The organism is Achromobacter sp. DMS1 (assembly GCF_001270295.1).
This window is the reverse complement of sequence record NZ_LHSJ01000099.1, coordinates 1-13,586: the sequence shown is the minus strand read 5'-3', so window position 1 is coordinate 13,586 and position 13,586 is coordinate 1. Positions and strand designations below refer to the sequence as shown.

The following is a 13,586-nucleotide window of genomic DNA, read 5'->3' as shown; positions in this document are numbered from 1 at the left end:
TCACCAGCGGCGCGGGCCGGCGTCCAGCCTGGCCAGCAGCGCCGGCGCGCCATACACGCGGAACACCTCGGGCAGCCGCGCGGCTTCGCGCAGCGCAGGGTAGCGCCGCCGGCTGTAGCGCACGGCCACGTCCACGCTGGCGTCCTGCAGCAGGTCCACCGGCTCGCTGCGCGCGTCCAGGCGCAGGCGGTATTGCGGAAACGCCGCGTAGAAGCGCCCGAGACGAGGCACCAGCCACAGCGCGGCAAAGGAATGCGTAACGGAAACCGTCAGCGCGCCGGCGGCCGGCCTGGGCCGCAACGCGTCCATGGCGCGGGCCACGTCGAGCAGCGCGGCATGCACCGACTGGAACAGGCTCCCGCCTGCCGCGGTCAGTCTCACTCCGCGCGGCACCCGCTCGAACAGTGGCGCGCCCAGGTGTTCTTCCAGGGCGCGCACCTGATGCGACACGGCCGTGGGCGTGACGGCCAGCTCGGCCGCCGCCAGCTTGAAGCTGCGCAGGCGCGCGGCCGCCTCGAACGCGCGCAGGGCGGTGATGGGCATGGCGGCGAACATGGCATGCTCCCTGGGGCACAGCCCCGCTATGGATGAATTGAATTCATCCAGATATAGGAATCGTCGTTTGTGGCGGCCCTGCGGACGCCCTAGAGTTCTCCCTGATGGAAGGCAACCGCCTTTTGCTTCCGAGGAGAGAACCATGAATTCAGGTCATCATACCCAACGGCTGCTCGTGCTGGTGGGCAGTCCGCGGCGCGACGGCAACAGCGCCGCGCTCGCGGTCGCCGCGCTGGAGGGCGCCCGCCAGGCCGGCACGAGCGCCGAACTGCTGTTCCTGGACGACTACCTGAACGGCTTCCTGACGGATCTGCGCCACCGGCCGGCGCCCGACGACCGATATGCCGAGCTGTTCCTGGAGCACTTCCTGCCCGCCGACGGCGTGCTCTTCGCCACGCCCATCTATTGGTATGGCATGTCGGCCCAGACCAAGGCGTTTTTCGACCGCTCGTTCGCCCACTACGCGGGCGATTCCGACGAGGCCGCGCGGGTGCGCCGGCGCATGGCAGGCAAGCGGCTGGGACTGGCGCTGGCTTCCGAGGAAACCTATCCGGGCGCGGCGCTGGGCATCGTGCACCAGTTGCAGGAGTACGCGCGGTACTCGCACTCCGCATTCGTGGGCTACGTGCATGGCGCCGGCAACCTGCGCGGCGAGATTGCCGGCGATCCGCGCCAGCCGCTGCGCGCGGCGCACACCCTCTGGGCGTCGAATTCTTCGCCCGCAAATATTCCGACTACGCCATCGACACCCCGCGCAGCCACGCCGTGTGGGCGCCGGCCTGAAGGCGCGCCTTCACCTTCAGTCAGGGCCGGAACGGCGCCGGGTCGAGCGGCAGTTCGACCCCGCCGATCTGGGCGCTCAGCAGCGCCGCGCTGCCGCAGGCCAGCGTGAAGCCCAGCGCGCCCTGTCCGATGTTGAGCCAGAGATTGCTCGCCGCGCGGCTGCGCCCGATGAGGGGCTTGCCGGTCGGCGTGGCCGGCCGCAGGCCCGCCCAGGGTATGGCCTGGCGCAAGTCCAGCGCGGGAAAAGCCTCGCTCACCTGGCGCTTGAGCAGCGCCACGCGGGCCGGGTCGATCTCGGCATCGCGGCTGCCGATGTCCACCATGGCGGCGATGCGCAGCACGTTGCCCACGCGCGCATACACGATGCGGCGCTCGTAGTCGGTCACGCTGATGGAAGGCGCGACACGGTCGCCGGCCGCCAGCGGCACGCTCAGGCTGTAGCCCTTGAGCGGATAGAGCGGCACGTCTTCGCCCAGGGGCTCGAGCAGCGCGCGGGTGCCGATGCCGGTGGCCAGCACCACGGCGTCGGCCGCGATGTCGCCCTGGCACGTGTCGACGGCGACGATGCGCCCGCCCTCGCGGCGCAGACCCGACACCGGATTGGACATGACGCATTCGGCGTTGCCCAGCGTGCCGAGGCGTTCGAACAGCGCCTCGGTGAACTGGCGGCAATCGCCCGCCTCTTCGCTGGGCGTATAGATGGCGCCGGCCAGGCTGCCGCCCATGCCGGCCAGGGCGGGCTCCAGCGCCAGGGTCTCGTCGGCGTCCAGCACGCGCTGCTCGGCGCCGTGCTCGGCCTGGTAGGCCACCAGCGCGCGCGCCTTCTCCAGCAGCGGGGGGCTGCGATAGGCGATCAGCTTGCCGTTCGTGAGATGGCCGAAATCCAGGTCTTCCTGCTCGAGCAGGCGATGCATGACGTCGCGGCTCAGATAGGAAAGCGTCAGCATCTCGGCGGTGGAGGCGCGGGCCACCGAAGCGCGGCAGGCCAGCGCGAACTGCAGGCACCAGCGCCATTGATGAGGATCGAGCCGGGGACGGAAACGCAGCGGGGAATCGTCGCGCAGCAGCCAGCCGGGCACGCTGGAGAGCACGCCGGGGCCGGCCAGGGGCGCCACGTAGCTGTAGCTTAGCTGGCCGCCGTTGGCGTAGCTGGAGACTTCGGCGGGCCGCGCCTGGCTGTCCACCAGGATCACGTCGTGGCCCTGGCGCGCCAGGAAATAAGCCGAGGTGACGCCCACCACGCCCGCGCCGATCACGCAAACCCGCATACCGCTCCCGAGAAAAAGCTGAATGTCCCGCCGATTCTGAACCGGGCCGTCCCCCGCGGCAAATAGCAAACTCGCGGGGAGCCATAACAAAACATCATGGGGCGGAGCCCGCCCGCGCCGCACGGCGCGGGCGGAAAAAAAGCGGGCATGCCGACGGCGGACTCAGGCCGCGCGGTGCAGCGTGATGATGGCGGCGGCGGTGGGTTCGCGCACCAGGTCGGCCAGGGTGTGGGCGTCCAGGGCCGCGTAGAAAACCTGCAGCGACCGCGCCAGCGCGCCCGCCAGCAGGCAGGAACCGTCCAACGCGCAGGGCGGCTGGCGACAGTCGACCAGCGGCCCCTGCCCTTCGAGCTCGCGCACGATCTCGCCCAGCCGGTATTCGCCGGCCGGACGAGCCAGCGCCAGCCCGCCGCCCTTGCCCCGCGCGGTGCGCACCCAACCCCGCCGCGCCATGAAATGCACCACCTTGACCAGGTGGTTGCGCGACACGCCGAACCGCTCCGAAATCTCCGGAATCGTCACCGGCGCGGGGCGGTCGCGGCATTGCGTGAGATACATCAACACGCGCAGGCCGAAGTCGGTAAAGCGGGTCAGTTGCATGGCAGTGTCACGATGCGAAACGGCGGGGCGCCAGCATACACCGCTCAGGCCGGCACGCCGCCCGTGCCGAAGGCCTCGGCATGGATGCGCGAGGCGGGCACGCCCAGTTCCAGCAGGGCTTCGCGCTGGGCGCGCATGAAGCCGGCCGGACCGCACAGATAATAATCCGCGTCCGGCAGGATGGCTTCGTCGCGGATGGCGCGCAGATCGACGCGGCCCTGGTGGTCGTAGTCGCGGCCGCGCTGGTCGCCGTGGCCCACTTCTTCGTAGAACACCGTCTTGCGCACGTTGGCGCGCGACGCGGCCACTTCGTTGACGTGCTCCTTCATGGCGTGCACCGAAGCATTGCGACAGCCGTGCACGAAGCGGATCTGGCGGTCGTCGTCGTTGCGCACGAGGTGGTTCAGGATGGACAGCATGGGGGTCACGCCCACGCCGCCGCTCAGCAGCACCACCGGACGCTTGTCGTCTTCGCGCAGGTAGAAATCGCCCTGCGGCGGCGCCACGTCCAGCACGCTGCCCTCCTCGAAACGGTCATGCAGGGTGTTGGAAACCATGCCGGCCGGCGTGGCATCCGTGGCGGCCTCGCGCTTGACGGAAATGCGCAGGCGCCCCTGGCCCGGCGCGTCCGACAGCGTGTACTGCCGAGGCTGCATCAGGCCCAGCTCGGGCACGTAGACGCGCACCGAGACGTACTGGCCGGGACGGTATTCCGGCACCGGGCCGCCGTCGGCGGGCGCCAGATAGAAAGACGTGATCTCGGCGCTTTCGCGCTGCTTGCCCGCCACGCGGAAAGCCCGCCAGCCGGTCCAGCCGCCCGGGCGGGCGGCCGCTTCGGCATACAGCTCCGATTCCATTTTCACCAGCACGTCGGCGAGCTGGCCGTAGGCGGCCGCCCAGGCGCCGATGAGCTCGTCCGTGGCCGCTTCCGCGCCCAGCACTTCGCGGATGGACGCCAGCAGGTGCTTGCCCACGATGGCGTAGTGTTCGGCCCGGATGCCCAGGCTCACGTGCTTGTGGGCGATGCGTTCCAGCACCGGCAGCAGCACGGAGGGATCGTCGATGTGCTCGGCATACGCCGTCACGGCGCCGGCCAGCGCGTGCTGCTGCTGGCCGCCGGCCTGGTGGCCCTGGTTGAAGATCTGGCGCAGTTCCGGGTTGTGGCGGAACATGCGGGCATAGAAATGGCGGGTGAGATCGACGCCGTGGGTTTTCAGGACGGGCGCGGTGGCCTTCACCAGCGCACGGACTTCAGGGCTCAACATCTACGACTCCTGGCTTGCCGCGGCAATGCGGCGTTAAAAGATGTGCGAATAATACATGTTTAAAAAGCGGCGCGCAAAACGGCCGGGCGCCGCGGTTTAAACTTGGCGTTCCGCCGCAACATCTCATCAGAAAGGTTCACCCATGAGCACCGCTACGCTCAAGACGCGTCTGTCCGACTCCGTAAAGGACGCGATGCGCGCCAAGGCCTCCGAGCGCCTGGCCACGCTGCGCTTCCTGCTGGCCGCGGTCAAGCAGAAGGAGGTCGACGAGCGCCGCGACCTGACCGACGCCGAGATCACCGCCATCATCGAAAAACAGGTCAAGCAGCGGCGCGAATCCATCGCCGCCTTCGAGCAGGCGGGCCGCGCCGAAACCGCCGCGCAGGAAAAGGCCGAGCTGGCCGTGCTGCAGGAGTTCCTGCCGCAGGCCGCGACCCCGGAAGAAGTGGATGCCGCCATCGACGCCGCCCTGGCCGCAGTGGCCGCGCAAGGCGTCACCGGCGCGCCCGCCATGGGCAAGGTGATGGCCATCCTGAAGCAGTCGCTGGCCGGCCGCGCCGACATGAGCGCCCTGTCGCAGCAGGTGAAGTCGAGGCTGTAGCCGGGGCTGGCAGGCCGCATGCGAGGCCGGCCTAGAACGCCCCGCCGAAAAGATCGTACTGGCGCGACTGCTCGGCGGAATCGGAAAAATTGCTCATCCCGACGCCGGCCAGCCGATACAGGGTGTGGGGCGGCAAGTCCACCCGCTCGCACAGCATGCGGGCCACCGCCGCCAACTCTTCGGACGAGGCCGGCGGCCGCGCGCTGGTCTGGCTGCGGGTCAGAATGCGGAAGCGGTCGGTCTTGAGCTTGAGCACCACCGTGCGGCCCAGTGCTCCTTTCCGGCGCGCCTGGGCCCAGACCTTTTCCGCCATGCGGTCGATGGCCTCGCCCAGCGCGTCCAGCCGCAGGTCTTCCGAGAACGTCGTTTCGGCCGATACCTGCTGCAGCGGCTGGTCGGCCTGCACCTCGCGCTCGTCGATGCCGCGCGCCAGCTCATACAGCCGCAGGCCGTGGCGGCCGAAATAATGCTCCAGCTCGGCCGCGCCCAGCATGGCCAGATCGCCCACCGTACGCACGCCCAGCTCCTGCAGCCGCGCCTGCGTCACCTTGCCCACGCCCGGCACCTTGCGCACCGGCAGCGGCTGCAGGAACTCCCGCACCCGCGTGGGCCGGATGACGAACAGCCCGTCAGGCTTGTTCCAGTCGGAGGCGATCTTGGCCAGGAACTTGTTGGGCGCCACGCCCGCCGAGGCGGTCAGCCCGGTTTCTTCGCGGATCTGGCGGCGGATGGCCTGGGCCACTTCCGTGGCCGACGGCAGTCCGCCCTTGTTCTCGGTGACGTCCAGGTAGGCCTCATCCAGCGACAGGGGCTCGATCAGGTCGGTATGGCGCGAGAAGATCTCGCGCACCTGGCGCGACACCTCGCGGTAGCGGTTGAAATCGGGCGGCACGTAGATGGCGTGCGGACAGAGGCGCTGCGCGCGGGCCGCCGCCATGGCCGAATGCACGCCGTAGCGCCGCGCCTCGTACGAGGCGGCGCACACCACGGAGCGCGGGCCGGTCCATGCCACCACCACGGGCTTGCCGCGCAGCTCGGGATTGTCGCGCTGCTCCACCGACGCGTAGAACGCGTCCATGTCGATGTGCACGATCTTGCGCTGGAATTGCATGGGATGAAAAAAGCGGAATGGCCGGGCCGGCGAGGGTGCGCAAAAGCGATATTATGACCGGCCGCCGCGCGCGCCGCGCGCCGGCCCCGTGTCCAACCCTGCTCCCGACGTTTCCATGACCGCTAGCGCCCCGCAAGACTATTTCGGCCTGACCATTCCCTTCATGAGCTACATCGGCCTGGTGCCGGAAAGCATTGCCCCGGGCCACGCCCGCGCCTTCCTGCCCTGGCGCCAGGAACTCACCAACAGCCGAGGCGACGTGCACGGCGGCACGCTCATGAGCGTGCTGGACTTCGTGCTCAGCGCGGCCGCCCGCGGCTCGGCCGACGCCGCCGAGGGCATGGCCACCATCGACATGAACACCACCTTCCTGTCGCCCGGCACGGGCGACCTTACCGTCGAGGCGCGCTGCCTGCGCCGGGGCGCCTCCATCGCCTTCTGCGAAGGCGACATACGCCGCGCCGACGGCGAACTGGTGGCGCGCGCCACGGCCACGTTCAAGATCATCAAGCGCCGCCCGGGCGGCGACTGAGCGCGGCCCGCCCTATCTGGGCAGGTCCCTCGATGGCTTGACCGGCTTGGGGTCCAGCGGCATGTACGAGGAGCACGAGGTCAGGCCGTAGACGATGGCGTCGCTCATGGCCCGCACCGCCGCGGCATCCCAGGTGCCCTTGCCCCACATCACGATGCGCACGGCCGTTTTCCCCGGCCCGGCGCCCTTCACATCCACCAGCGCCATTTCGTTGTCGCTGTACGGGGCCAGCACGCGCACGGTGCCCGCCTGCGAGGCAGTGTCGAGCCGGCCCGACACGCGGTAGGCGTTGTCGGTGCTGCGCAGGCAGGCGTTGGCCTGCCGCACGGCGGTGTCATACGCGTCTTTGTAATCCACCGGCGCGGTGAATTCGGCGCGCGGCGAATGGCTGTCTTGCGAAATGCCGATGGAGCAGCCCGCCAGCCCCAGGGCCAGCGCCGAGGCCGCGACCAGATTTCTATACATGAGGAATCTCCAGATTGCCAGGCGGAATTATCACGCATAACCGTCTTCGCGCACGCGCGGCCCGCCCCGCAGGGCCCCGGCCGGCCGGTTCGACACCGCGTCGGCGGGTGTGGCATCATCGCCAGGGCATACGCCGCGCCGGCGGCGCCGTTCACGCAGCAAACCGGAGGCTCCCCTTGTTCTCTTTCATGAAACGCACCGTGCTGGCCGCCAGCATCCTGGGCATCTCGCTCGGCGCGGACGCAGCCCAGCCGCCGCAGGTCTACCCCCTCAAAGACTTCTTCCGCAATCCCGAACGCGGGTTCTTCCGCCTGGCCGACGACGGCAAGACGCTGGGGTTCATGCAGCCCGCCAGCGTGGATGGCCAGCCCGCCCGCATGAACATCTACGTCCAGCCGCTCGAAGGCAGCAAGCCGGTGGGCGAACCGCGCCGCCTTACCGCCGAAACCGCGCGCGACATCAGCAATTTCTTCTGGAAAGGCTCCGACGTGGTGCTCTACCAGAAGGATTTCGGCGGCGACGAGAATTTCCACGTGCTGGCCGTCAATGCCAAGACCGGCCAGATCACCGACCTCACGCCCTATGACGGCGTGCGCGCCGGCATCGAAGACGACCTGGAAGACGATCCCGACCACGTCCTCATCAGCCACAACCGCCGCGACCCCCAGGTCTTCGACGTCTACCGCGTCAATGTGCACACCGGACAGTCGGTGCTGGTGGCGCAGAACCCGGGCAACGTCGTGGGCTGGCAGACCGACCACGCCGGCAAGGTGCGCGCCGCCATCACCAGCGACGGCCTGAACACCACCCTGCTCTACCGGGACGACGAAAACGCCGAATTCCGGCCACTCATCACCACCGACTACCGCAGCAGCGTCAGCCCCACTTTCTTCACATTCGACAACCGCAAGTTCTACGCGCTGAGCAACCGCGGACGCGACAAGCTCGCGCTGGTGGTGATCGACCCGGCGCTGCCGGACATCGAGGAAGAAATCTACAAGACCGACGAAGTGGACCTGGACGGCGCGGCGTTCTCTCGCAAGCGCCAGGTGCTCACCCTGGCCGCCTACCAGACCGACAAGCCGCAGTACAAGTTCTTCGACGCGCAGACCGAGCAGCTCTTTGCGCGGCTCCGGCAGAAGCTGCCCGGCTACGATCTCGCCATTCAGGGCTCCAACCGCAACGAAGACAAGTTCATCGTGGCGGCCTACAACGACCGCACGCCCGGCTCGCGCTATATCTACGACAGCGGCGCCGACACGCTGGGCAAGCTGGCCGACATCAATCCCGCGATTCCCGAGTCGGCCATGTCGGAAGTGCGCCCCATCAGCTACCGTAGCCGCGACGGCCTCACCATCCATGGCTACCTGACCCTGCCCGCCGGCCGCGAGCCGCGCAACCTGGCCTGCGTGGTCAATCCGCACGGCGGCCCGTGGGCGCGCGACGGCTGGGGCTACAACCCCGAGGTGCAGTTCCTCGCCAACCGCGGCTTCTGCGTGCTGCAGATGAACTTCCGCGGCTCCACCGGCTACGGCCGCCAGTTCTGGGAAGCGGGCTTCGGCCAGTGGGGCCTGAAAATGCAGGACGACATCACCGACGGCGTGAAATGGCTGGTCGAGCAGGGCATCGCCGACCCCAAGCGCATCGGCATCTACGGCGGCAGCTACGGCGGCTACGCCACGCTGGCGGGCGTGACCTTCACGCCCGACCTGTACGCAGCGGCGGTGGACTACGTGGGCGTGTCGAACCTGTTCACGTTCATGAACACCATTCCGCCTTACTGGAAGCCCCTGCTTGCCAAGATGCACGACATGGTGGGCGATCCCGAACGCGACAAGGCGCGGCTGGCGGCCACCTCTCCGGCGCTGCACGCCGACCGCATCGAGACGCCGCTTTTCATCGCCCAGGGCGCCAAGGATCCGCGCGTCAACAAAGACGAAAGCGACCAGGTGGTCAAGGCGCTGCGCGCGCGCGGGGTGGAGGTGGAATACATGGTCAAGGACAACGAAGGCCACGGCTTCCACAACGACGAGAACAAGTTCGAGTTCTACGAGGCCATGGAAAAGTTCCTGACCACCCACCTCAAGCCGTAGTCCCCGAAGGGCTCTCGGCCGCCAGCGCGGCGGCCAGCGGCGCGTGGGCGGCCGGCGCGATCTCCCCCTCGAACCGCGCCAGTCCGGCGCCGCAGCCCTTCCACGCCATTTCCACGCGATCGCGGCCCAGGCGCTTGGCCTGGTAGAGGGCCGCGTCGGCGTTGGCCAGGATGACGTCGGCCGTATCGCCCGGCTGGTACGAGGCCAGGCCGCCGCTGGCGGTCATGGGCACCTCGATGCCCTGCAGGTAGAACGGCGCGTCGCGCAGCGCATCGCACACGCGCTGTGCGTGCACCAGGGCCCGCGCCGGCTCGCAGTCGTACATCAGCAGCACGAACTCTTCGCCGCCGAGCCGGCCGAAACGATCGCTCGCGCGCACCGCCCGCTGCACCACCCGCGCGAAATGGCGCAGGGCCGCGTCCCCGGCCGCGTGTCCGTAGCGGTCGTTGATGGATTTGAAGTGATCGATGTCGAGCACCAGCACGGCCAGCTTGCCCTCGCCCCGGGCGCAGCGCCGCAGCTCGCGCCCCAGCTCGTCCAGTATGCTACCCCGCGTATACGCCTGCGTCAGCGTGTCGAAGGTCAGCGCCGCCTGCATGCGCTCCGACATCCGCGTCTGCAGGAGCAGCAGCAGCGCCAGGAACAGGGCCGGCACGGTCACCGACCCGCACACGATGAAAAACAGCCCCCAGGGCGTTGGCTGCTCCAGCGGCCCCAGCGCCTGCAAGCCGCTGCCGTAGACCACCACGCGCAGGAAATGCAGCGCGGCCAGGCCGAATACGGAAATGAGCAGATAAGGCACCACGCCGCGCGTCTGGATCTGGTGGCGCTGCAGCCGTATCAGCGCGCCCGTGGCCGTCATCGCCGCACAGGTGTACGAGGAATACAGCACGATGCGCCCGGCCAGGTGCCCCGCCTCCATGCCCAGCAGGCCGATGCCGGCCAGGCAGCCGCCCGCCAGGGCGAAAATGCGGACGAACCACGGGCGCAGGCCGAAGAACTGCCGCAGCCCCGCGTGCACCAGCCCCATGGAGAACAGCCAGCTCGCGTCGGCCACCGCCATACAGGCCGCCTGCGCGCCGACCCCGGCGCAGGCGCTGGCCAGCAGCGACAGCACCGCCAGCACGTTGGCGGCGGCGAAGGCACGCGCGCCGGCCAGGCCGCGCACGCAGAACGGCAGCAGCAACGGCACGGCCAGTGCGGTGGCCAGGGCCCACACCAGGAAGAATAAAGAAGTCGTCATGTCATCACGGCAGGCATCTTGGCGGGCGCCTGGCCGCTCGGAACTGCAGTTGCACCGGGTTCATGGGACGCCTGCGCGGCAGGGCAGCCCGCGCAGGCGTCATGCCGGCCTGGCCGGCATGACTCGCGTTACAGGCACGCACGCTTGACTCTTTTTGTTACTTTCGCGACGGACCGTGGAACGCGTTTCTCCTGCCCCGCCGCGGCCCTCGCCGGCACAATGGCGCGAGCACGGCACGAAGAATACGACAAGCCATGGCCCGCCGGAATCCTCTTTGCAGTAATTGACAGTCGATTTGCGAGAAAACCCCTACAGTTTGCCGCCTGCCGGCATGCGGCGGCGGTCCTGGCGGGCCGCCGCCGGCGCCTCCCGCCCGATTCCGACGCCCTGCCCCCCATGCTCAACCTGCCCATACGCCTGCTGCTCGCGGCCCTCCTGCTCGCCGCCTTCCTGGCGCTGACCGCCTGAGACGCTCAGGCGCGCCGGCGCTCCACATCCGGCAGCAGCGCGGCCACGATGCCCAGCAGCGGCAGATAGGCGCAGACCTGGTAGACATAGGCGATGCTGGTGGCGTCGGCCAGCTTGCCCAGCGCAGCGGCTCCCACCCCGCCCATGCCGAACGCAAAGCCGAAGAACAGGCCGGCGATCATTCCCACCTTGCCCGGCACCAGCTCCTGCGCGTACACCACGATGGCGGAGAAGGCCGAGGCCAGCACCACCCCGATGATCACCGCCAGCACGCCGGTCCAGAACAGGTCGGCGTGGGGCAGCAGCAGTGTGAACGGCGCCACGCCCAGAATCGACACCCAGATCACGATCTTGCGGCCCACGCGGTCGCCCACCGGGCCGCCCACCACCGTGCCCACGGCCACCGCCGCCAGGAAAATGAACAGGTAGATCTGCGCCTGCTGCACGGTCAGCCCGAAACGGCCGATGAGGTAGAACGTGAAATAGCTGTTCAGGCTCGCCAGGTAGAAGTACTTGGAGAAAACCAGCACTCCGAGCACCGCCAGCGCGCCCAGCACCTGCCCGCGCGACAGGCCATGTCCGGCGGCCGCGCCGGCGCGCCGCGCCCGGGGTTTGAGCCGCTCGCGGTTGCGGCCGTACCAGCGCCCGATGCCCACCAGCACCACCATGCCGAACAGGGCCGCCAGGGAGAACCAGGCCACGCTGCCCTGCCCGTGCGGAATGATGAACAACGCCGCCAGCAGCGGCCCCAGGGCCGAGCCCACGTTCCCGCCGACCTGAAAGAGCGATTGCGCCAGGCCGTGGCGGCCGCCCGAAGCCATGCGCGCCACCCGCGAGGACTCGGGGTGGAACACCGACGAGCCCGTGCCCACCAGCACCGCCGCCAGCAACAGCCAGCCGAAGGACGGCGCCAGGGAAAGCGTCAGCAGACCCACCAGCGTGAAGCCCATGCCCACCGGCAGCGAATAGGGCTTGGGGTTGCGGTCGGTATAGAACCCGATGAACGGCTGCAGCAGCGAGGCGGCGAGCTGGTAAACCAGCGTGATCAGGCCGATCTGCGCGAACGACAGCCCGAACGATCCCTTGAGCATCGGATAGATGGCCAGCAGGATGGACTGGATCATGTCGTTCATCATGTGCGCCACGCTGATCGCTCCCAGCACCTTGAAGGCGGTGGAAGAGTCGGCGTCCGGAGCCGGCGCGGTCGCCGGGGCGCGGCCATCGGGGGCCAGGGCGGGATTCTGGGCGGAATTCATGACGGGGGAACGGAGGAGTCCTGATAAGAGAAAACCTGCCTCACAGTGTAGGAAGATGCCCCTGGGCCGATCTGACATATTTCGTCGGGAAAGTGACAGACATGCCCAATAGCGCCTATGCTGCGGGCTTAGGCCATCCTACGGAAGTGACACTGTGCCCGCCCGCCCCGCCCCTCCCGCCCCCGGCCGCAGCATCAATGCCGACGACTACCAGCACCGCCCCCGCGCGGTCACCGCGCTGGCCAAGGAATTCGCGCCCGGCGCGCGCACCGGCTCGCACTCCCATCCGCGCGCGCAGCTGATCTACGCGGTGGAAGGCATCATGCGCATCACCACGCCGGACGGTTTCTGGGCGTTGCCGCCGCTGCGCGCGCTGTGGGTGCCCGCCGGCCTGCCGCACGGGGTGGACATGGTGGGCGCGGTGTCGATGCGCTCGCTGTACGTGCAGCCCGACGCCGCGCGCGGCCTCTGGCAGGAATGCCAGGTCATCGAGGTCAGCGGCCTGCTGCGCGAGCTGATCCTGGCGCTCACGGCCGAGCCCATCGACTATCCGCCCGAAGGCCGCGCCGCCCAGATCGCCGCGCTCATCCTGTCGGAACTGGCGGCGGCCCGCGTCGTCCCCGTCCAGATCCCGTGGCCGCGCGACCGCCGTCTGCAGGCCATCTGCGCCGCCATCCTGGACCAGCCCGGTCTGCGGCGCGGCATCGAAGACTGGGGCGGCGAGGTGGGCGCGAGCGCCCGCACGCTGATCCGCCTGTTCCAGGCCGAACTCGGCCTCAACTACCGCCAGTGGGTGCAGCAGGTGCGCCTGGCCGACGCGGTCTGCCGTCTCTGCCTGGGCGAATCGGTGGCGCGCGTGGCGGCGCGCCTGGGCTACCGCAGCCCCAGCGCCTTCGCCGCCATGTTCCACCGCGCGCTGGGCGAGCCGCCGCAGCGCTACGTGCGCGGCCGCGCCGCCGGCTGAAACCCGCCCCGCGCCTTGCAACGGGTCTTGCCGTTTGTCACCGCAGGCAATACAGTTCAGGGCGCGTGCAACGGGCGCGTGCAACGGCGCGTGGCAGGCGCCGGCCCGTTCCGCGGCTGTCCTCCCTGCGCATCGACCCGTCCCCTGATCTTTCCCTGCCCGGAACGCGTCCTTGCGCCGGCAATTTTGGTTACGGAAACCTTTGGCGCCGGCAGGCGGTCTATCCCGTTCTGCCCTAGAATCGGCTGCAATGAGCACCCCCCAGCATTCCTCCGCCACCCCGGGCGGCAAACCGGGCCTTCCCTGGAAACGCATACTCGTCAAAACGGCCGCCGTGGCAGCCGGGGCGGGCGCGTGCGCGGCCGTGGCGCTGGGGCTGGGC

12 protein-coding genes and 2 pseudogenes are annotated in these 13,586 nt (G+C 69.2%); 6 read left to right on the top strand and 8 right to left on the bottom strand.

Annotated features, from left to right (window positions below):
- Nucleotides 1–30: 30 nt before the first annotated feature.
- Nucleotides 31–555 (bottom strand): annotated as a pseudogene (locus AD428_RS13285) (LysR family transcriptional regulator); the annotation flags it as partial.
- Nucleotides 556–697: 142 nt separating this feature from the next.
- Here AD428_RS13285 and AD428_RS13280 point away from each other — a divergent pair.
- Nucleotides 698–1,338, top strand: a pseudogene (locus tag AD428_RS13280) (flavodoxin family protein).
- Nucleotides 1,339–1,358: 20 nt separating this feature from the next.
- Here the strand turns inward: AD428_RS13280 and AD428_RS13275 are convergent.
- The 3 genes from AD428_RS13275 to hmpA form a co-directional block, all read right to left on the bottom strand.
- The gene (locus tag AD428_RS13275) at nucleotides 1,359–2,606 is read right to left on the bottom strand and encodes a D-amino acid dehydrogenase (protein WP_053245497.1); all 1,248 of its coding nucleotides are present in this window, start codon (nucleotides 2,604–2,606) and stop codon (nucleotides 1,359–1,361) included.
- Nucleotides 2,607–2,768: 162 nt separating this feature from the next.
- A complete protein-coding gene (locus tag AD428_RS13270; protein ID WP_053245496.1) occupies nucleotides 2,769–3,206 on the bottom strand; it encodes an Rrf2 family transcriptional regulator in 438 nt (145 codons plus the stop codon).
- A gap of 44 nt (nucleotides 3,207–3,250) precedes the next feature.
- Nucleotides 3,251–4,471, bottom strand: a complete 1,221-nt coding sequence (gene hmpA / locus AD428_RS13265; protein WP_053245495.1) for an NO-inducible flavohemoprotein — start codon at nucleotides 4,469–4,471, stop codon at nucleotides 3,251–3,253.
- A gap of 142 nt (nucleotides 4,472–4,613) precedes the next feature.
- On the opposite strand from hmpA, the gene AD428_RS13260 reads away from it, so the two are divergent.
- Nucleotides 4,614–5,072, top strand: a complete 459-nt coding sequence (locus AD428_RS13260) for a GatB/YqeY domain-containing protein (RefSeq protein ID WP_053245494.1) — start codon at nucleotides 4,614–4,616, stop codon at nucleotides 5,070–5,072.
- 31 nt (nucleotides 5,073–5,103) lie between these two features.
- On the opposite strand, the gene dinB is transcribed toward AD428_RS13260, so the two are convergent.
- A complete protein-coding gene (gene dinB, locus AD428_RS13255; RefSeq protein WP_053245493.1) occupies nucleotides 5,104–6,183 on the bottom strand; it encodes a DNA polymerase IV in 1,080 nt (359 codons plus the stop codon).
- 115 nt (nucleotides 6,184–6,298) lie between these two features.
- Here dinB and AD428_RS13250 point away from each other — a divergent pair, with 115 nt between their 5' ends.
- On the top strand, nucleotides 6,299–6,715 hold the full coding sequence (locus AD428_RS13250; protein ID WP_053245492.1) for a PaaI family thioesterase: 417 nt from the start codon (nucleotides 6,299–6,301) through the stop codon (nucleotides 6,713–6,715).
- Between the two features lie 12 nt (nucleotides 6,716–6,727).
- Here the strand turns inward: AD428_RS13250 and AD428_RS13245 are convergent, their stop codons facing one another.
- Nucleotides 6,728–7,180: a BPTD_2524 family lipoprotein gene (locus tag AD428_RS13245; protein ID WP_053245491.1), complete on the bottom strand. Its 453-nt coding sequence runs from the start codon at nucleotides 7,178–7,180 to the stop codon at nucleotides 6,728–6,730.
- A 188-nt stretch (nucleotides 7,181–7,368) separates the two neighbouring features.
- Between AD428_RS13245 and AD428_RS13240 the strand changes: the two genes are divergently transcribed.
- Entirely contained in the window at nucleotides 7,369–9,273 is a 1,905-nt protein-coding gene (locus AD428_RS13240; protein ID WP_369798757.1) for a S9 family peptidase, read from the top strand.
- Here the strand turns inward: AD428_RS13240 and AD428_RS13235 are convergent.
- A complete protein-coding gene (locus AD428_RS13235) occupies nucleotides 9,263–10,516 on the bottom strand; it encodes a GGDEF domain-containing protein (protein WP_053245489.1) in 1,254 nt (417 codons plus the stop codon). The two genes, AD428_RS13240 and AD428_RS13235, sit on opposite strands and share 11 nt — an antisense overlap.
- 144 nt (nucleotides 10,517–10,660) lie before the next feature.
- On the opposite strand from AD428_RS13235, the gene AD428_RS13230 reads away from it, so the two are divergent.
- The gene (locus AD428_RS13230) at nucleotides 10,661–10,984 is read left to right on the top strand and encodes a hypothetical protein (protein ID WP_053245488.1); all 324 of its coding nucleotides are present in this window, start codon (nucleotides 10,661–10,663) and stop codon (nucleotides 10,982–10,984) included.
- 5 nt (nucleotides 10,985–10,989) lie between these two features.
- On the opposite strand, the gene AD428_RS13225 is transcribed toward AD428_RS13230, so the two are convergent.
- On the bottom strand, nucleotides 10,990–12,240 hold the full coding sequence (locus AD428_RS13225; RefSeq protein WP_053245487.1) for an MFS transporter: 1,251 nt from the start codon (nucleotides 12,238–12,240) through the stop codon (nucleotides 10,990–10,992).
- A 154-nt stretch (nucleotides 12,241–12,394) separates the two neighbouring features.
- Here AD428_RS13225 and AD428_RS13220 point away from each other — a divergent pair, with 154 nt between their 5' ends.
- A complete protein-coding gene (locus AD428_RS13220) occupies nucleotides 12,395–13,204 on the top strand; it encodes an AraC family transcriptional regulator (RefSeq protein WP_053245486.1) in 810 nt (269 codons plus the stop codon).
- Nucleotides 13,205–13,586 lie beyond the last annotated feature (382 nt).

What these genes read in the sequence shown, in the direction of transcription:
- AD428_RS13270 (WP_053245496.1), bottom strand. Translation starts at nt 3,206, where the DNA reads ATGCAACTGACCCGCTTTACCGACTTCGGCCTGCGCGTGTTGATGTAT.
- AD428_RS13235 (WP_053245489.1), bottom strand. Translation starts at nt 10,516, where the DNA reads ATGACGACTTCTTTATTCTTCCTGGTGTGGGCCCTGGCCACCGCACTG.
- AD428_RS13240 (WP_369798757.1), top strand. Translation starts at nt 7,369, where the DNA reads ATGAAACGCACCGTGCTGGCCGCCAGCATCCTGGGCATCTCGCTCGGC.
- AD428_RS13250 (WP_053245492.1), top strand. Translation starts at nt 6,299, where the DNA reads ATGACCGCTAGCGCCCCGCAAGACTATTTCGGCCTGACCATTCCCTTC.
- AD428_RS13225 (WP_053245487.1), bottom strand. Translation starts at nt 12,240, where the DNA reads ATGAATTCCGCCCAGAATCCCGCCCTGGCCCCCGATGGCCGCGCCCCG.
- hmpA (WP_053245495.1), bottom strand. Translation starts at nt 4,471, where the DNA reads ATGTTGAGCCCTGAAGTCCGTGCGCTGGTGAAGGCCACCGCGCCCGTC.
- AD428_RS13260 (WP_053245494.1), top strand. Translation starts at nt 4,614, where the DNA reads ATGAGCACCGCTACGCTCAAGACGCGTCTGTCCGACTCCGTAAAGGAC.
- dinB (WP_053245493.1), bottom strand. Translation starts at nt 6,183, where the DNA reads ATGCAATTCCAGCGCAAGATCGTGCACATCGACATGGACGCGTTCTAC.
- AD428_RS13245 (WP_053245491.1), bottom strand. Translation starts at nt 7,180, where the DNA reads ATGTATAGAAATCTGGTCGCGGCCTCGGCGCTGGCCCTGGGGCTGGCG.
- AD428_RS13275 (WP_053245497.1), bottom strand. Translation starts at nt 2,606, where the DNA reads ATGCGGGTTTGCGTGATCGGCGCGGGCGTGGTGGGCGTCACCTCGGCT.